Here is an 18,186-nt window from a genome sequence, read left to right as displayed (position 1 = left end):
TTGATACCGCCGCGCGTTCAGGCGGTAAAGCTCTTCGGAAGCGCCGCCCGCCGTCCTGCCGACGGTGATTTCCGCCTCCCACAGGCCGCCCGGCCTGCCGGGCAGGGACCCGCCGGCGGACCCGCCGCCCTCCGGCCCGTGGATCAGGATGTCCAGGCGGTAGCGGGCGTCCCGCTCGGCGCAGGGGTTCCACACCCGGTCGTACCAGGCGGTCAGGACGCCGGGCGCGTCCCCGGCATGCGCCCCCGTGAGCCGCGCCGCCTCGTCGAGGTCGGCCGCCCCCTTGAACGCCTCGGCGGCCGATTCGGCGGCCAGCACCGCGCGGTTGAGCGCGGCGCTCTGCTCGCTCGCCGTGTGCGCCCGTGCGAAGAGCTGCACGCAGACCGCGCTTGCGACCGAGAAAAAGAGGATCGCGAGGATCAGCTCCATCAAAAAGAGACTCGATCCCGAATGGGTGCGGGGCTGTCTCATGCCGAACCCTCCTTGCCGCTGCGCAGCGAGAGATAGAGCTGCGCGTCCCGCCCGTCCGCATCGGGGCAGGAGACGCGCAGCAGGCGCGGGTTCACCTGCTCCACCTCAAAGGCGGGCACCTTCGTGATGGGGGTCCCGTCGACGGGGGAGGGGTCGTCCATGCCGGTGAAGAGCTCGCAGAGGCTGCCCTCCCACGCGTAGAGATAGGTGCGGTAGACCTCGCCGCCGAACTCCTGTTCGATTATGAGCGCGGGCGCGCCGCCCAGCTCCCCCGCGCGCACCGCGCCCGCCGCGTCGCACTGGCGAACCTTCGCGGCGACATAGTGCAGGGAGGTCTGAAGATCGAAATTGCGGTCCATGCCGCGGGCGGAGGACTCGTAGACGTCCGCGCCGATGAGCACGACAAGCAGGGCAGAGGCGGCGAAGACACAGAAGAGCGCGAGGGTGAAGAGCAGGTCGATCACATGCCTGCGCGGCTGGAAACGGATGTTCATGGCGGCCTCCCTTCCCGTGAAGTCCAGGTTCATTTCGTCAGGGGAATCACGTCGATCTCCGGCATCAGGTTGGATGCGAAGCAGTGGTAGTGGATGGAATAACGGGCCTTGTCGACCGTGAGCCCGTAGTGCTCCTCAAGATAGTCGAGGCTGGGGGGATAGGAGCCCTCGATGGCGTAGCAGTGGACCGTCGCGCGGGTCACCGACCGGCGGACGGCGCCGAGCTGTTCCTCCCGCGCCGCCTCCGAGACGGAGTCGGCCCCCCAAGCGGCGAACGCGATGATCACCAGGGTGGCGGCGGCCGGGAGCAGGAGTCCGGCGAGCGGACGGCGGCGTTTGGAAACAAAGCGTCTCATCACGCGCCTCCCGTCAGCCGATCGAGGACATGACGCCCATCAGGGGCAGCATGACCGACAGCAGGATGATCCCCACCACGACGGCGAGGATGGCGACGAGGGTGGGCTCGAGCACCGAGAGCATCCGCGCGACCCGCGCGTCGACCTCCTCCTCGTAGCGGGAGGCGAGCTTGCGCAGCACCATGTCGGCGGAGCCGGTCGAAAAGCCGACCGACACCATCCGCGCGTAGACGCCGGGGAAGATGCCCGCCTGGCTGACCGCGTCGGCAAAGGAGGCCCCGCCCGAGACGAGCTCGCGGCAGCGCTCCGCCCTGCGGCGCATCGGCCCCTCGTCGAGGAGGCGGACGGCCATGTCGAGCGACTGGTCGGAATCGAGCCCGCTCGAAAGCATCATCGCCATGGCGGAGGCGAACCGGCCCGAGGCGACGCGCGCCGAGATCCCGCGGGTGAGCGGAAAGACCGCGCTCCACCGGGAGAGGGCGGCGCGTCCCGCCGGGAAGGCGCGCATGAGGAGGTAGGCGGCGAGCAGCAGCAGCACGACGGCGGTCAGCGCGATGGCGATCCGCCCCGAGGCGGCGCCCAGGCGCATGACCTGTCCGGCAAAGCTCGACGCCCCGCCGCCCAGCTCCACGAAGACCTCGCTGAACACGGGCAGGACCTTGATGACGAGCACGCCGACGACGAGCGCCATCATGACGATCATGACGAGCGGATAGGCGACGGCGCTGCGGATGCCCTCCGACACCGACTCCTCCCGCTCATAGTAGGCGCACAGCGCGTCGAGCACCTCGTCGAGGCGGCCGGACCTCTCCCCGATCTCCACCATGCTGACGAAGTAGCGCGGGAATACCCCCGCCTCCGCCAGCGCGGTGCCGAGCGCGGCGCGGTCCTCCAGCCGCTCGCCGATCGCGGCGAGCAGCTCCCCGCCCGGGCCGCCGCCCGCGTCCCCCCGCATGATCGAAATGGCCTCCGCCGCGGGGATCCCCGAGCGGACGAGCATCGCGAGCTGCGCGCAGAAGGCGGAAAGCTCCCGCGGGGAAAGCGGCTTTTCGACGGCCCGCCTGTTTTTCTGGTTGCCCATGATGTCACCCCTTATATTGTCAATACCGGTATTTCATCTGGTAGTTGGCCCCGTTGCCGATGAACTGCATGATCTCCGGGCTGCTTCCCCCGTTGGAGGCGAAGGTGGGGTCCATCAGCTTCCAGCTCTTGCCGTCGAACTGGATGATGCCGTCCACCCAGCCCACCTCGGCGATGTAGGTGCTGATCCACGCGTGGTAGGTCCCGCCCGACACGTACCCCACCTCCAGTCGGGTGGGGATCTGCTGGGACCGGAGCATGGCGGCCATCACCGCCGCGTAGTCGAAGCAGATGCCGGTCCCGGCCGCCAGCGTGCTGTCGACCGACGGCAGATAGCCCGACTGGACGTTCGCCGCCTTGTAACTGTCATAAGTGATGTGGCTGATGACATAGTTGTAAATATTTGTGACGACCCCGAGCTGATCCGCCGCGCCGGCGGCGAGGGTGCCGGCGACGCTCACCGTCCGGCTCGACGCAGAGAAGTTCACATACTGGTTGGGATAGAGGAAGGGCAGAAAGGCGCTTTCCAGCTTGACAGAGATCTGTTTGCTGTAGGCGAGCGCGTACTGGTTGCCGGTCACGCGTTCGTAGATCGCCACGGTGTAGGACCCGTCCCCCATGGTGAGCGGGAACACCTCCTTGCGTCCCGCCGTGTTGAGGTTGTAGGTATAGGTGCTCCCGCCGCCCGTGATCTGGACCTTCACCTTGTCCGCGGACCCGCCGTACCAGGCCATGATATAGCCCTGCGAGGCGTTGGAGGCGTCGAAACCGGCCTTGGAGCCGCCGTGGACGACGGTCCCGGGCGCGGTGGGGGTGCGCACATAGGTCCCGGCGGGCGCCGCGGCTGCTGCGGGCAGGGCGCTCAGCGCGGCCAGAAGAACGAGAACCGCCGGCAGCAGCACAAGCCGCGGGACGCGCTGCCCGAGCCGGCAGAAGATCGGTTGCACGACGGCCCGCCTCCTTTCTTCCCGCGCCGGAAACGTCTTTCGCGCGGACAATGACAGGCAATCAGTCACATTTTTTCAAAATATTACAAATTTCGAGATTGTTTGATACTTATTATACATCACGGAATAAGAAAAGAAAAGTTTTAATTGTAATTTCAGAAAAAAATTGTTATAGTTATTACAGGAGAAACTTGGATATTAACGGGAAATTGCTGGAAATTCCAAATGATGGGCAGATGCCCTCCATGTCGACATAAGGAGAGAACATCCATGGCAGAACGCGTACCAAACTACGACGGTTCCCCGATTCAGATTGAGATGCTGGGCGGCTTCAATATCACGATGGGAGAAGTCACAATCAGCGATTCCTCCGCGCGGACCCATCAGGTTTGGAGTCTGCTGGAATACCTGATCGCCTACCGGCACAAAACGATCTCCAACGAGGAGCTCATCCGGGTGCTCTGGTCGGAAAACGACAGCGAGCAGCCCGCGAACGCCCTCAAAAACCTCGTCTACCGCATCCGCACCCTCTTCGTGAACAACAACGTCCCCTTTGCGAAGAGCGTCATCGTCTATGAGCACGGGTGCTACTCGTGGAACGAGGGCCTCAACTGCACGGTTGACGCGGAGGAGTTCGAGCGGCTCTACGGCGAGGCGGCCAATAAGAACCTGACCGAGGAGGAACGCCTGCGGATCTACCTGGAGGCGCTCGACCTCTACAAGGGGGACTTCCTGAACAGCTCCCACTTCGAGGAGTGGGTGGTGCCGCTGAGCACCTATTTCCACGCGCTCTATTTCAAGTGCGTGCAGGAGGCCTGCCAGCTGCTTCAGAAGCGCGGCGACTATCAGATGATCGAGACGATCACCCAGAAGGCGATCATCATCGACCAGTTCGAGGAGCGCGCGCACATCACCCTCATCGACGCAATGATCCACCAGGGCAAGCAGCAGCAGGCCCTTTCCCATTACAACTACGTCACCGACCTCTTCTACCGCGAGCTGGGGGTCAGCCCGAGCGAGCCCCTGCGCAACCTCTACCGCGAGATCAGCAAGACGGTCAACAGCGTGGAAACCGACCTGCAGGTCATCAAGGAGGACCTCAACGAGTCCAACCTCGTCAAGGGCGCCTACTACTGCGAATACGAGGTCTTCAAAAACATGTACCGCGTCGAGGCGCGCAGCGCGGCGCGGACGGGACAGTCGATCTTCATCGGCCTGCTCACCGTGACCGACATGCACGACGGCGTGCCTGAGATCAAGCTGCTGGGCAAGACGATGAAGCAGCTCCTCGAGACGGTCCGCAACAGCCTGCGCAAGGGCGACATCGTCTCGCGCTTCTCCGCGACACAGTATGTGCTCATGCTGCCGACCGTCACCTTTGAAAACGGCTCGATGGTGCTCGACCGTATCGTCAAACGCTTCCGCGCCGAGCACCCCTCCAAGCTCGTCAAAATTCACAGCAAGCTCCTGCCCCTCGATCCCATCATGTAAGGGACCCCCACCCGGCAAACTGCATACCAAGGCGGCCGCCCCTCCGGGCGGCCGCCTTTTTGTCTCACGGTATGCGGCGGCGAAGGGCGGCGGCCCGCCTGCACCAAATATTTTGAGGGGTTTTCAGGGGAACTTTTTCAAAAGTTCCCCTGAGAGAGCTCGTCGTACTTCGCGCGCAGGCGGACAAAGTCATCGAGGGCGCCGGGCGTGTTGGCGGGGTTGCGCAGCAGCGCGGCGGGGTGGAAGGTGCCCATCATGACGGTGCCGTTCTTTTCGAAGAACTCGCCGTGCTGGCGGGTGACCTTGAAGCCCGGGTCGATGAGCGCGCAGCCGGCGACCCGTCCGAGGCAGACGATGATTCTGGGGCGGATAAGGCGCACCTGGCTGCGCAGCCAGCCCATGCAGGCGTCCAGCTCGTCGCGCTCGGGGTCGCGGTTTTTGGGCGGACGGCATTTGACCATGTTGGCAATGTAGACGTCCCGCTCGCGCGAAAAGCCCACATGGGTGAGCATCCGGTCGAGCAGCTGCCCGCCCCGCCCAACGAACGGCTCCCCCTGGAGGTCCTCGTTTTCACCGGGGCCCTCGCCGATGAACATCAGCTTGGCGGCGGGATTGCCGGTGCCGAAGACGACGTTGTGGCGCGTCTCGGCGAGTTTGCAGTTGCGGCAGGCGAGCGCGGCCTCGCGCAGCTCGTCGAAATTCTCATACATTCCGGACCCTCCCATGCGGCAGAATATGCAAAGTGTATCTATTATAGCACAGATTGGAGCGGAAATCAGCAACAAAGCCACTTGAAAAAAAACGCCGCAGGGCGTAAAATAAACATGGTAAAAAAATTTCACAAAATGGAGGAACATCAATGTCTGAAAGATTTATCGTTGAGACTTCGGCGCGCCATCTGCACGTCACCGAGGAGGATCTCGAGACGCTGTTTGGCAAAGGCGCCAAGCTGCACTATAAGAAAGAGCTCTCCCAGCCGGGACAGTACGCCTGTGAGGAGCGCGTCGACGTGGTCGGCCCCAAAAAGACGCTGAACATGTCGATTATCGGCCCCTGCCGCCCCTCCACCCAGGTGGAGATCGCGCTGACCGACGCGCGCACGCTCGGCGTCACCCCGCCCGTCCGCGAGTCGGGCGACGTGGAGGGCAGCGCCCCCTGCAAGCTGGTGGGTCCGTGCGGCGAGGTGGAGCTCAAGCAGGGCGTCATCGCGGCCAAGCGCCACGTTCACCTCGACCCCGAGACCGCCGGAAAGATCGGCGTCAAGGACAAGGAGATCGTCTCGGTCAGGATCGACAATCCCGGCCGCGCGCTCGTCTTCGGCGACGTGGTCATCCGCGTCAGCCCGAGCTTCCGCCCGGCGATGCACATCGACACCGACGAGGCCAACGCGGCCGGCTGCTCCGGCGAGGTCTGGGGCGAGGTCGTCAAGTAAGATTTCGCAGCCGAAAACCGCGGCAGGACCCCTGCCGCGGTTTTTTCTGTCCCGCGCGGGAAAAAACAGAATGATCGGAGGATTATGAGATGGATGCACCAAACAAAAATCCGAACGGCACCTTTGGCACCCGTCTGGGGTTCATCCTGGCGTCGGTCGGTTCGGCGATCGGTATGGGGAACATCTGGATGTTCCCCTACCGCCTGGGGAAATACGGCGGCGCGGCGTTTCTGATCCCCTACTTCCTCTTCGTGGCGCTCTTCGGGCTTGTGGGGCTGTCGGGCGAGTTCGCGCTCGGCCGGCTCACCGGGACCGGCCCGGTCGGCTCCTACGACTACGCGATGCGTTCGCGCGGCAGGCGGGGCGGGGGACTGCTCGGCGCGTTCCCGCTGCTCGGGTCGCTCGGCATCGCGATCGGCTACGCGGTCATCGTCGGCTGGGTGCTGCGCTCGATGGCGGGCGCGGCCACCGGGGAGCTCTTCTCCACCGCGTCGGACGCCTACTTTTCGCAGGCGACCGGGCGGTTCGGCAGCGTGCCCTGGCACCTGGCGGTCGTGCTGCTGACCGTGCTCTTCCTCGTCAGCGGCATCATCAAAGGGATCGAAAAGGTCAACAAGGTCATGATGCCCGCCTTTTTCATCCTCTTCCTCGTGATCGCCGTGCGCGTCGGCTTCCTGGAGGGCGCGGCGGAGGGCTACAAATACCTCTTCATCCCCAAGTGGGAGGCGCTCCTCAATCCCACCACCTGGGTCATGGCGATGGGACAGGCCTTCTTTTCCCTGTCGATCACCGGCTCGGGGATGATCATCTATGGAAGCTACCTCTCCAAATCGGAGGACATCCCCCGCGCCTCGGCGCTCACCGCCCTGCTCGACACCGCCGCCGCGCTCGTCGCGGGCATGGCGGTCATCCCGGCGGTCTTCGCCTTCGGCCTCGACCCGCAGGCGGGCCCTCCCCTCATCTTCATCACGCTGCCCAAGGTCTTCGCGCAGATGCCCGCCGGGCGGCTCTTCGCGGTGCTCTTCTTCCTGTCGGTGCTCTTCGCGGGGATCACCTCCCTCATCAACATGCTGGAGGTCTGCTCGGAGGCGGTCCAGCGGCAGTTCAAATTCGGGCGCACCCCGGCCGTGCTGCTGACGGGCGCGGTCGTCTTCGCGGTCGGCCTCTTCATTGAGTACGAGCCCTATACCGGCAGCTGGATGGACGTCATCACGATCTACATCGTGCCGGTCGGCGCGGTGCTCGGCGCGGTGATGATCTACTGGGTGCTCGGACTGCCCGCCATCAAAAAAGAGCTGACCACCGGAAGGGAAAAGCCGCTTGTGCGCGGCTTTGACTTCCTCGCCAAATATCTCTACGTCTTCCTCGCCGCCGCCGTGGTGGTGCTCGGCGTCGCCTACGGCGGCATCGGATGACGAGGCTGGCGGCGGTCGCCTGCGAGGTGTTCCGCCGGGAGCTTACCGCCGCGGCCGAAAAGAGCCGCAGCGCCGTGGAAACGCACTGGCTTCCCCAGGGGCTGCACGACACGCCCGATGAGCTGCGCCGCCGCCTGCGGGAGACGCTTTCGGAGATCGAACGCGCCGACGCGCAGGCCCCGCCCGGGGAGCGGCTCGACGCGGTCGTGCTCTGCTATGGGCTGTGCGGCGGCGGGCTCGCGGGGGTGCGCGCCGGGCGGCTGCCCCTCGTGCTGCCGCGCACCGACGACTGCATCGGCATCCTGCTCGGTTCCCAGCGGCGCTACCTCGACTACTTCCACAGCCGGGACGGCATCTACTGGTACACGCCCGGCTGGCTCGACTTTGCGAAGACCCCCTCCCGCGCCTGGTATGACGCAAAGCTGCGGGAATACGCCGAACGCTACGGCCCCGACAACGCCGCGTGGCTGCTCGAGCAGGAGAACGCGTGGATCTCGGCCTACGGCGCCTGCGTCTACATCGACCCGCCCGCCTGCCCGAGCCCGGCGCACGCCCGCCGCGCGCGCGAGGCGGCCGGGGAATACGGCTGGCGGTTCGAGGCGGTCCCCGGCGGGGCCGGACTGCTCGACGCGCTGCTCGCGGGGGAGTGGGACGAAACGCGGTTTTTCCTCTGCCCGCCCGGGAAGGCTGTCGCGCCGAGCTGGCGGGAGGATATTTTTAAGGCGGAAGCATAGCAAAAGGGCCCGCAGGCTTTGCCTGCGGGCCCTTTCTGATATGCGGTCAGTTGTACTGCGGCTTCTTGGGGTCGGGGTTGACGGCCATCTCGATCGTGTCGGGAGTGGACTCGCCCGGGCGGACCAGACGGGCGCAGATGAGGAACTTGGTGGCCTCGTCGATCGCCTTGTTGGAGTAGCCGGTGGGATATGTACAGGTGGAGAGGATCAGGATCTTGTCGGAGGGAGTCACGTCGACGTCGATGTCGAACTGGGAGCGGTCCTTGAGCTCCGCGATCAGCTCGTTGAAGTTCTGATCCTTATATTCGGGCAGGTTGTAGGAGAGCTTGGTGTCCACATAGGAGACCGCGAAAACCTTCCAGGTCATATCGTCCTCGGCGGTGGAGAAGTAGATGTAGGGGTGTTTTTTCGCCCACTCGATGTCGAGGTATTTTTTCAGCTGGGTGAACTTGTCCTGCTCCGGGTCGTCCCTGATCGTGTCGGACATGCTGTGCCCGTAGATGATCGTGTTCTGGGAGAGCTCGTTGCGGTTGCCGATCTTGTTCTCATAGTCCGCCCAGTAGCAGCCGTAGAAGCTGTAGTTCTTGTTGATGTCCTTACGCTCGTAGTAGAGGTTGTCGGAGGGCTGGGGCGGGGTGGAGACGTACTGAAGCACCTCGTCGTCGATCAGGGTGTCGGGGACACGGATCCAGCCGACGACGTCGTTGTTGATGTTGTAGGCCTTGTTGAGGTTTTCAAGAAGCTCGCCCTCGGGAGCCACGGGTTCCGCGACGGGGGTGAGGTCGACATCCTCCAAGGGGTTGATGAACGCCGGGATTTTCGGCTGGGAGGAGACGTCAGAGGAGGAGGGGCCCTCGTCCTCGCCCGGCTTTGCGCGCTCGCCGCAGGCCGCCATCGTGAGCAGCATGGCAATCGCCAGGAACAGCGCGATCAAACGGTTGGAAAGGTGTAAGCGTTTCATATACAGACTCCTTTATCGTAGACTCATTTATCGTGACGCCCCGCGGGGGGCATTGCCAGCGTTTTATTCCGTCCGGGTGCGGTTGCTGACCGTACCTGCCGAGGCGTCGACCTCCACGACGGAGGAGGATTTGAGGATCGAGGTCGCGTTCTCCGCGAAGACGATGACGGGGATGTCGAGCGCCATGCCGACGATCGCGGCGTGGGAGTTCAGGCCCCCCCGCTCGGTGACGATGCCGGACGCCTTCTTGAGGATGGGCAGCAGGGTGTTGGAGGTCTGGGGGATGACGAGGATGTCGCCGTCGCTGAAGTTTTTGAGCGCTTCCTCCTCGGTCTTCGCGACGCACAGCCTGCCGAAAGCCGACCGCTTGTTGACCCCCTGTCCGGCGACGAGAATGTCGCCGACCACGTGGACCTTGAGCAGGTTGGTGGTGCCGTTGACCCCCAGCGGGACCCCCGCGGTGATGACCACGATGTCCCCGTCGTGCACATACCCGGCCGCCTTCGCCTTTGCGACGGCGTGGGCAAAGAGGTCGTCGGTGCTCTCCTTGACGTCGCACAGCAGCGGCGTGACCCCCCACGAGAGGGCGAGCTGCCAGTAGGTGGCTTTCTCATGGGTGCAGGCGATGACCGGGATGTCGGGGCGGTATTTGGAGAGCATCCGCGCCGTCGTGCCCGACCAGGTGACGGTGATGATCGCCGCCGCGCCCAGATCGTAGGCGGTGGTGCAGGTGGCGTGGGAGATCGCGTTGGTGATATCGGGAAGCCGCTCGTTCGAGCGGGAGCAGAAGCGCTTGCGGTAGTCGATGTCCCGCTCGGCGCGCTCGGCGATCTGCGCCATCGTGCGCACCGCCTCGACGGGATAGTCGCCCGCGGCCGTCTCGCCCGAAAGCATCACCGCGCTCGTCCCGTCGTAGATCGCGTTGGCCACGTCGGCGGCCTCTGCGCGGGTGGGGCGGGGGCTGTGGATCATGCTCTCGAGCATCTGGGTGGCGGTGATGACCATCTTGCCGGTGTTGTAGCACTTTTTGATCAGCAGCTTCTGGAAGACGGGCACGTCCTCGAGGGGGACCTCCACGCCCATGTCGCCGCGCGCGACCATGATGCCGTCCGAGACGCGCAGGATTTCGTCGATGTTCCTGACCCCTTCCGCGTTCTCGATCTTTGCGATGATGCGGATGGTCTGGTTGCCCTGCCGCTCGAGCAGCTGGCGGATCTCAAGGATGTCGTCCGCCCGGCTGACGAAGGAGGCGGCGATGAAGTCGAAGCCGGTCTCCGCGCCGAAGAGGATGTCCGAACGGTCGCGCTCGCTGATATAGGGCATCGAGAGGCGCACGCCGGGGACGTTGACCCCCTTGTGGTCGGAGATGACGCCGCCGTTGATGATTTCGGTGTCGATGGCGCCGTCGTGGGTGCCGGTGACGCGCAGCTCGATCGCGCCGTCGTTGAGCAGGATGGTGTCCCCTTTGCCCACGTCCTCGGCGAGCCCGGGGAAGGTGATCGACGCGCGCGTCTCGTCCCCCTCGCACTCGTCGGCGGTCAGCGTGAAATGGCTGCCCGCGTGCAGCTCGGCTTTCCCGCCCCTGAAAACGCCGAGGCGGATTTCCGGGCCTTTGGTGTCGAGCAGGGTTGCGACGGGCAGGCGCAGCTCTTCGCGCAGGCGGCTGACCCGCTCGAAGGTGGCCTTGTGGCTCTCGTGGGAGCCGTGGGAAAAGTTGAAGCGCGCGACGTCCATGCCGGCGCAGATCAGGCTGTGAATCCGTTCTTCACTGTCGGACGCGGGGCCGAGGGTGCAGACGATCTTGGTTTTCCTCAAAAGCAATCCACCTCGTGATTCAGTGTAAAAAAACAGGGACCCGGAAGAGCGCCCACGCGGGCCTGCGGCTGAAAATCCGGCGCGGCGGGCCCGCCGTCAGGAAGCAATTTCAGATCATATCTCCCTAAAGTATACCATCATTTTTACGGGTGTCAAATGGATTGGGAAAAATTCATAAAACCTTTAAAAACGCCCTCTTTCGGAAAAAGCTGCAATTTCCCCTTGCATTTTCCGGGCGGGTGTGGTAAGCTACGACTGTACTAATCGTTTTAATACAGACAATACAATTGACCGACCGAAAGGGGTGGAACCGTGCTGTCGCTTGATTTGCAGAGCCGCCAGCCGATCTACGAGCAGCTGGTCCGGGGGCTCTCCGAGCTGGTGTCGCTGGGGGCGCTCGCGCCCGACGAGCAGCTCCCGAGCGTGCGCAGCCTCGCGCGGGACCTGGGCGTCAACCCGAACACCGTGCAGAAGGCCTATCAGGAGCTCGAACGCAGCGGCGTCATCTATTCCGTCGCGGGCAGGGGCAGCTTCGTATCGCCGGGCCCGGCGGCGGCGCGGATGCTCCGCGGGCAGAGCCTGGAAAAACTGAAGGAGGCCGCCGCGGAGGGCAGGCGCGCGGGGATTCCGCGCGAAGAGGCGCTCGGGGCGGTCGAAGCGGCATATGAGGAGGGAACGGACCATGATTAAGGCGCAGTCGCTCGTGAAGTGCTTCGGGGATTTCACGGCGCTTTCCTCGCTCGACACCGAAATCCACGCCGGCTCGATCTACGGGCTCGTGGGGTCCAACGGATCGGGCAAATCGACCTTCCTGCGGCTGGCGTCGGGGGTCTACATGCCCGACGGCGGGCAGATTACGGTCGCCGGGGAGCCGGTGTACGAGAACACGGCGGTCAAGGAGCGGATCTTTTTCGTCGCGGACGACCTGTATTTCCTGCCGCAGAGCACCCTCGAAGAGATGGCCACATTCTATAAACAAATTTACAGGCGGTTTTCGGACACGAAATACAAAAAACTTTGCACAATTTTCCCCCTGGACCCCCGCCAGAAGCTCGGCGCCTTTTCCAAGGGGATGAAGCGGCAGGCCGCGCTGCTGCTCGCCCTCTCCTGCGAACCCGACCTGCTGCTGCTCGACGAGGCGTTCGACGGGCTCGACCCGGTGATGCGCGGCGCGGTGAAAAAGCTCCTGTCTGACGACATCGCGGCGCGGGAGATGACCGTCGTGATCACAAGCCACAACCTGCGGGAGCTCGAGGACCTGTGCGACCACGTGGGACTTCTGCACCAGGGCAAAATTCTCTTCGAGCGGGAGATCGACGAGCTCAAGCTCGGCTTCTGCAAGGTACACGCGGCCTTTCCGCAGGGGATGGACGACGCGGCGCTTTCGGAGCTCGACGTCATGCAGGCGGCCCGCACGGGCAGCCTCGTGACACTCGTCGTGCGGGGGAATTCCGCCGAGGCGTCGGACTGCCTGCTCCGGAAGGGCGCCGTCTTCGCGGAAGGGGTCCCGCTCACCCTCGAGGAGGTATTCATTCATGAAATGGAGGCGGTCGGATATGACTACAACAACATCCTCTTCTAAGCCCGGCCGGTTCTGTGAGCTCTACCGGGACATCCTGCGCCGCAACCGGGGCTATCTCTGGCTTTACTCCGCGCTTGTGGCGGTCTGCTACCCGCTGCTCTTCGCGCTTGAGGCGTTTAAACAGGTGGACCCGGCCGAGATCGCCCGCCTCCAGACGTACGCGCCTGAGATGCTCGCCCAAAACCCGATGTATTTCTACAGCTTCGAGGGCCTCGGCCGCAACTTCGCGGGCGTGTCGATCGTCTTTTTCACGATGATCGCGCTGCTCGCGCCGATGATCCTCGCCCTCGTGCTCAACAGCTACATGCACTCCAAGAAGGCGTCCGACGTCTACCACGCGGTCCCCGTCTCCCGCGGGATGCTCCTGACGGCCAACGCCGCCGTGGGCATGACGATCGTCGGGCTGCCGCTCATCGTCTCCAACCTCTTCATCATGGCGGTCCAGACCGCAAAATTCGGCTTCCTGCCCGGCGTGGCCGCCTGCCTCTGGCTCGACGCGCTCGGCTGGATGATCTGCGGCTTCGCGATCTACGCGGTCACCACCTTCGTCTCGGTCTGTGTCGGCACCGTCTTCGACACCTTCGTGCTGTCGGGGACCCTGCTGCTCGCCGCCCCCGTCCTTTCGGCGCTCGGCCTCGCCGTCACCGAGCTCTTCCTCTTCGGCTGGAGCGCGGGCAGGGACTCCCTCACCTTCGTCGTCCGGCTCTCCCCTGTGACGCTGATGCTCGAGCGGTTCGCCGTCGCGGACGGGACGCGGGGCGCCTCCTCCGTGATCAGGCTGTTTGGGCCGAACCACCTGCTGGGCGCGAATCTTGCGCTGCTCGTCTGGCTGCTGCTTGGACTGCTCATCTTCCTGGCGGCCGTGCGCGTCTACCGCCGCCGCAGGACCGAGGTCGCGGAGACCACCTCCTCGCGCGGCGTCCTGCAGGTGCTGGTCAAGCTGGCGGGCACCGCGGTCTGCGGCGTGACCGCCGGCCTGATCGCCTGCTCCTCCAACCACGGGCCGACCGATTTCCTGCTGTGGACGGCGCTCATCGGCGCGCTTGCCTACGCGGTGGCCGAGGTCGTCCTCAACCGCGGCTTCAAGACGCTCGCGCACAGCCTGCCGCTCGGCGCGGCGATGGTCGCCGGCGTCGTGCTCGTCTCGCTCGTCCCGCTGACCGGCGCGTTCGGCTATGAGGGCCGCGTGCCCGCGCCGGACGAGGTTGCGCGGGTGGAGCTGAGCTATACCGGCCGGTTCGGCGGGGAGATCTCCGTCTACCGGGTAGAGCCCGACCCCATCCCCGGCGATGGGGAGGAGAGCGGCCGGGCCGCCGAGAGCTACACAGAGGTGGCGCTCTCGTCGCCGGACGACCTCGCGGCGGTGGAGGCGTTCCACCGGGATGTGATCGCCAAGCGGTACCGCCCCTACGAGGGGATCGCCCTCGAGCCGGGCGAGGAGTTCATCCACGCCGGCACTTCGATCACCTACACCCTCAAAAACGGGCGGACGCTGAGCCGGCGGTACGACGGTTCCGGGAGCTATTCCGCCAGGCTGCTCGTCCCGCTGGAGACGAGTCCCGACCTGCTCGCGCAGACCCACCCGGCCTTCTTCGACCGGGGCCGCGACATCACCAAATGGACGGTTTCCAACGCGTTCGGCGGCGGAACAGTCGAAAAGGTCTGGCCCGCCGCTGATTCGCAGGCGCTGCTCGACGCGATGCGGGAGGACCTGCTGGAGCAGACGACGGAGGACCTCCTGCACCCGTCGGGCGAATTTATCGCACGGGTGGAATTCACCGCGAAGCTGCCGCCCGAGGGGGCGGAGCGGGCGAGCGCCGACGGCATCTTCTACGTGACCGACCGGACGCCCCGCACCCGTGATTTCCTCGCGGGGAAAGGGGTGCTGGAGGAGATCGCGCCCGATCTCAGCGCCTGCTACGCCGCGGGCGTCACCGGGAACGGCTACTACACCGCCTCGGAATCCGCGATCCGCCAGGTCGTCCCCTACCACGCGGAGTTCACCGCCAACGACTACGGCTACATGAAGGAGAGCCTCGAGGAGCTCCGGCGGTATTACGCCGAGAATCCGGAGGCGCTCGCGCTGGACTACGCCGGGGAGGACGTCGAGGTCTCCCATGCCGGCGGTGTCGCTGTCGCGCAGGCCGCCCGCGCCGGGTCGGGAGAGGCGCTCTTCGAGGACCCGGCGGACATCGAAACGCTCGCGAAGGCCGCGGTGGCCAACTGGGACATCACCGAGCCGGTCGTCTTCACGAACTTCTGGTTCGAGGGCGAGCCGACGGGGACCGCGGTCATGGTCCCGCTCTCCCGCCTGCCGGACGACCTGCGCCTGCGGATCGAATACCCCTACGGAATTCCCGATCAGCCGTAAATCTCTCTCCTGTAAAGCAGAGCGGCCGCCCCCTCGGGGGCGGCCGCTCTGTTTCGTTCGATTACATGATCGGGGAGAAGAGACGCAGGAAGGCGCGCACGATTCGCTTCCACAGCTTGACGTGCCTGATGTAGTCGCGGGGGATTTCAAAGCACTTGTCGAAGGTCTTCACGATGTCGTCCCGCACGTCGGAGACGACGCCCGACTGGTAGAAGCAGACCCCGCACTCAAAGTGCAGGTAGAAGCTGCGGTAGTCCATATTCGCGGTCCCGACGATCGCGACCTTGTCGTCCGAGACGTACATCTTCGCGTGGACGAAGCCGGGGGTGTATTCATAGATGCGCACCCCCGCGTTGAGCAGCGGCTGGTAGAAGGATTGGGTGGTCTGGTGCACGACCCATTTGTCGGGGATGTGGGGGGTGATGATGCGCACGTCGACCCCGCTGCGCGCCGCGATCTGGAGCGCGGTGACCATCTCGCTGTCGAGGATGAGGTAGGGGGTGGTGATGTAGACGTAGCGGGTGGCGCGGTTGATGATCTGCATGTACGTCTCCTCCGAGACGTTGATCTGATCGAGCGGGGAATCGCCGAACGGCTGCACGAAGCCGTCGCTCGGCTCGGGGCGGGTGGGACGGAACCGGGCGAAATCGTTGTCGGTCGGGACGGTGAAATTCCACAGCGAGAGGAACATCGCGGTCAGCCCCCACACGCCGTCCCCGCGCAGCAGCACTCCGGTGTCCTTCCAGTGGCCGTGCTTTTCGTAGTCGTTGATATATTCGTCGGCGATGTTGATGCCGCCGCAGAACCCCACGTTGCCGTCGATCACGGTGATCTTGCGGTGGTCGCGGTAGTTCATCATCGAGTTGAGGTGGGGCTGGAAGGGGTTGAAGAGCGCGCATTTGATGCCCGCCTTGCGCAGCTTGGCCGCGTAGTTGGAGGGCAGCGTCATGATCGAGCCCATGTCGTCGTACATGAAGCGCACGTCCACCCCCTCCGCGGCCTTTTCGCGGAGGATTTTGAAGATCGGCTCCCACATGACCCCCTCTTCGAGGATGAAATACTCCATGAAGATAAACCGCTTGGCCTTGGGCAGCTCCTCGAGCATCCGCGCCCACATCGTTTCACCGATGGGCAGGTATTCCGACTGGGTGTTTTTCCAGAGGGGGGACCCGGTGGTGCGCAGGATGTAGTCGGAGAGGGTGGCCAGGTCGGGATCCGCCTCCCGCAGCTCCTCGACGCAGGAGGCGTCCTGCGCGAGCACGCGGGGAGCGCTCTTCTCGGCCAGCGTGATCCGCCGGGCGAGCTTCTTCGGCATGCTCTTGTTGCCGAACATGAGGTAGAAGAGCCCGCCGAAGATGGGGAAGATCAGGATGGGAATGATCCACGCCAGCTTGTAGGCGGGGTTTTCATCCTTGCTGACCAGCCAGACCGCGATTGTGACGCTCAGCGCGGTGAGGATTCCGTAGACGGCCACAAAGTGGTCGCCCAGCAGGATGACCGCCGCCAGCAGGATCGCAAGCTGGACCAGCATCAGCAGGATGACGATGGACAGCTTGCCGAAAAGCAGGCTGAACACGGATTTTGCATGCATCTTTTGTTTTTTCTTTGGCATAAACATCCCTCGATTTTTCCGGCAGGGCCAACACGTTTCAAACAAGTCACATCATAGCAGTTTTCCCCATGAATATCAAGAAGATGACGAAAGGGACAAAAAAGGGGGAGGCGGCCTCCGCCGCCTCCCAGGAAGGGCTCAAAGCCCGTTGGGATTCTGTTTGCTGAAATTCCAGTTGTCCTCGCACATGTCGTCGAGCGTCCGCTCGGCCGTCCACCCGAGCAGCTCCTTCGCCTTGGACGCGTCCGCGTAGGAGTTGGCGATGTCGCCGGGGCGGCGGGGCGCGATGTGGTGCCTGATCGGCTTGCCGCAGGCCTTTTCGAAGGCGTGGAGCACGTCGAGCACCGAGTAGCCGTGCCCGGTCCCGAGGTTGATCGCCTCCACGCCGGTGCGGTCGAGGACGTAGTCGAGCGCCTTGAGGTGGCCCACCGCGAGGTCGACCACATGGATGTAGTCGCGCACGCCGGTGCCGTCGTGCGTCTCGTAATCGTCTCCGTAGACGGCTAGGTCCTCAAGCTTGCCGGTCGCCACCTGCGCGATGTAGGGCAGGAGGTTGTTCGGGATGCCGTTGGGGTCCTCGCCGAGCAGGCCGCTTTTGTGCGCGCCGATGGGGTTGAAGTAGCGCAGCAGCGCGACGCTCCACGCGGGGTCGGCCTTCCACAGGTCGGTGAGAATCTGCTCGATATAGAGCTTGGTGGTGCCGTAGGGGTTGGTGGCCGCGTGGGGCAGCGGCATGTCCTCACGGAAGGGGACGGGGTTCTCCATGCCGTAGACGGTGGCGGAGGAGGAGAAGACGATCTTTTTGCAGTCATGCGCCGCCATCACCTCGCAGAGGACGAGCGTGCCGGTGAGATTGTTGTGGTAGTAGCGCAGCGGGATGCGGCAGGATTCTCCAACCGCCTTGAGCCCCGCGAAATGGATGACCGCGTCAATCTGGTTCTGCTCGAACACCCGCTCCACGCCCGCTTTGTCGAGCAGGTCGGCCTCGTAGAACTTGAAGTCCTTGCCGGTAATCTGGCGGATGCGTTTGAGCGCCTCGGGCTTGGAGTTGACGAAGTTGTCCAGCACGACGATTTCCTTGCCCGCGTTCAGCAGCTCCACGCAGGTGTGGGACCCAATGTAGCCGGCGCCTCCGGTGACTAAAATTGACATGTGCGATCACTCCTTATCATAACTGGATGGATGTCGTTTTCTGTAATTTCAGTATAGTCGGCGCGGGTACCGCTGTCAATGCGCTGAATAAAACACGCAACAATCCTCCATAAAGTCGCAACAAAACTGACGCTCCGCCGGGGGATTTGCCGCCCAGTCTGCCGGTAGTCGACCGGCGGCGATCACTCTGGATTTTCCGCTCATCGAGCGTTGGAGCATGTCGGTAGTCGACCGACAGCGAGTTCCTTTCTTGATCGCCCAAGAAAGGAACCA

General features: G+C 64.2%; 18 protein-coding genes. 7 read left to right on the top strand and 11 right to left on the bottom strand.

Annotated elements, in window-relative coordinates:
* From RDM88_RS06775 to RDM88_RS06755, 5 genes are all read right to left on the bottom strand, one after another.
* On the bottom strand, positions 1–471 hold a 471-nt coding region (locus tag RDM88_RS06775; RefSeq protein ID WP_308754111.1), incomplete at its 3' end, for a hypothetical protein.
* Positions 468–965, bottom strand: coding sequence for a DUF4860 domain-containing protein (locus RDM88_RS06770; protein WP_256152627.1), 498 nt, complete (start codon positions 963–965; stop codon positions 468–470). The genes RDM88_RS06770 and RDM88_RS06775, both read right to left, overlap by 4 nt.
* Positions 966–994: 29 nt before the next feature.
* Entirely contained in the window at positions 995–1,321 is a 327-nt protein-coding gene (locus tag RDM88_RS06765) for a hypothetical protein (RefSeq protein WP_308754110.1), read from the bottom strand.
* A gap of 13 nt (positions 1,322–1,334) precedes the next feature.
* Positions 1,335–2,402 (bottom strand): type II secretion system F family protein, encoded by a 1,068-nt coding sequence (locus RDM88_RS06760; RefSeq protein WP_121586571.1) that lies wholly within the window; start codon positions 2,400–2,402, stop codon positions 1,335–1,337.
* Between the two features lie 19 nt (positions 2,403–2,421).
* Entirely contained in the window at positions 2,422–3,348 is a 927-nt protein-coding gene (locus RDM88_RS06755) for a transglutaminase-like domain-containing protein (RefSeq protein ID WP_308754109.1), read from the bottom strand.
* Between the two features lie 270 nt (positions 3,349–3,618).
* On the opposite strand from RDM88_RS06755, the gene RDM88_RS06750 reads away from it, so the two are divergent.
* The gene (locus RDM88_RS06750) at positions 3,619–4,839 is read left to right on the top strand and encodes a BTAD domain-containing putative transcriptional regulator (RefSeq protein WP_308754108.1); all 1,221 of its coding nucleotides are present in this window, start codon (positions 3,619–3,621) and stop codon (positions 4,837–4,839) included.
* A gap of 137 nt (positions 4,840–4,976) precedes the next feature.
* On the opposite strand, the gene RDM88_RS06745 is transcribed toward RDM88_RS06750, so the two are convergent.
* Positions 4,977–5,549, bottom strand: coding sequence for a uracil-DNA glycosylase (locus tag RDM88_RS06745; RefSeq protein WP_308754107.1), 573 nt, complete (start codon positions 5,547–5,549; stop codon positions 4,977–4,979).
* A 149-nt stretch (positions 5,550–5,698) separates the two neighbouring features.
* On the opposite strand from RDM88_RS06745, the gene pduL reads away from it, so the two are divergent.
* From pduL to RDM88_RS06730, 3 genes are all read left to right on the top strand, one after another.
* Complete coding sequence (gene pduL, locus RDM88_RS06740; protein ID WP_308754106.1) at positions 5,699–6,271, top strand: phosphate propanoyltransferase; 573 nt, start codon at positions 5,699–5,701, stop codon at positions 6,269–6,271.
* Positions 6,272–6,360: 89 nt separating this feature from the next.
* The gene (locus RDM88_RS06735; RefSeq protein WP_308754105.1) at positions 6,361–7,686 is read left to right on the top strand and encodes a sodium-dependent transporter; all 1,326 of its coding nucleotides are present in this window, start codon (positions 6,361–6,363) and stop codon (positions 7,684–7,686) included.
* Positions 7,683–8,420, top strand: a complete 738-nt coding sequence (locus RDM88_RS06730; protein WP_308754104.1) for a DUF1638 domain-containing protein — start codon at positions 7,683–7,685, stop codon at positions 8,418–8,420. The genes RDM88_RS06735 and RDM88_RS06730 overlap by 4 nt, the downstream gene beginning before the upstream one ends.
* Before the next feature lie 46 nt (positions 8,421–8,466).
* Here the strand turns inward: RDM88_RS06730 and RDM88_RS06725 are convergent, their stop codons facing one another.
* Both RDM88_RS06725 and pyk read right to left on the bottom strand, forming a co-directional pair.
* The gene (locus tag RDM88_RS06725) at positions 8,467–9,381 is read right to left on the bottom strand and encodes a class B sortase (protein ID WP_308754103.1); all 915 of its coding nucleotides are present in this window, start codon (positions 9,379–9,381) and stop codon (positions 8,467–8,469) included.
* A gap of 63 nt (positions 9,382–9,444) precedes the next feature.
* The gene (gene pyk / locus RDM88_RS06720) at positions 9,445–11,196 is read right to left on the bottom strand and encodes a pyruvate kinase (protein ID WP_308754102.1); all 1,752 of its coding nucleotides are present in this window, start codon (positions 11,194–11,196) and stop codon (positions 9,445–9,447) included.
* Between the two features lie 312 nt (positions 11,197–11,508).
* Between pyk and RDM88_RS06715 the strand changes: the two genes are divergently transcribed.
* Genes RDM88_RS06715 through RDM88_RS06705 form a run of 3 tightly spaced genes read left to right on the top strand, consistent with a single transcriptional unit; the run spans position 11,509 to position 15,149 of the window.
* A complete protein-coding gene (locus RDM88_RS06715) occupies positions 11,509–11,886 on the top strand; it encodes a GntR family transcriptional regulator (protein WP_308754101.1) in 378 nt (125 codons plus the stop codon).
* Positions 11,879–12,778 carry an ABC transporter ATP-binding protein gene (locus RDM88_RS06710; protein WP_308754100.1) on the top strand — a complete coding sequence of 300 codons (900 nt, stop codon included), beginning with the start codon at positions 11,879–11,881 and terminating at the stop codon, positions 12,776–12,778. Before RDM88_RS06715 ends, RDM88_RS06710 begins: the two co-directional genes overlap by 8 nt.
* Positions 12,753–15,149 (top strand): hypothetical protein, encoded by a 2,397-nt coding sequence (locus tag RDM88_RS06705; RefSeq protein ID WP_308754099.1) that lies wholly within the window; start codon positions 12,753–12,755, stop codon positions 15,147–15,149. Before RDM88_RS06710 ends, RDM88_RS06705 begins: the two co-directional genes overlap by 26 nt.
* Positions 15,150–15,210: 61 nt before the next feature.
* Here RDM88_RS06705 and cls read toward each other — a convergent pair whose 3' ends face one another.
* The 3 genes from cls to RDM88_RS06690 all read right to left on the bottom strand — a co-directional run.
* Positions 15,211–16,761, bottom strand: a complete 1,551-nt coding sequence (gene cls, locus RDM88_RS06700) for a cardiolipin synthase (protein ID WP_308754098.1) — start codon at positions 16,759–16,761, stop codon at positions 15,211–15,213.
* 138 nt (positions 16,762–16,899) lie between these two features.
* Entirely contained in the window at positions 16,900–17,913 is a 1,014-nt protein-coding gene (galE, locus tag RDM88_RS06695; RefSeq protein ID WP_308754097.1) for a UDP-glucose 4-epimerase GalE, read from the bottom strand.
* A 16-nt stretch (positions 17,914–17,929) separates the two neighbouring features.
* On the bottom strand, positions 17,930–18,186 hold a 257-nt coding region (locus RDM88_RS06690; protein ID WP_308754096.1), incomplete at its 5' end, for a hypothetical protein.

Origin of the sequence: uncultured Anaerotruncus sp. (genome assembly GCF_902490045.1) — a bacterium.
GTDB lineage: Bacteria > Bacillota > Clostridia > Oscillospirales > Ruminococcaceae > Anaerotruncus.
The sequence above is the reverse complement of the archived record's forward strand: the minus strand, read 5'-3'. Positions and strand labels throughout refer to the sequence as shown.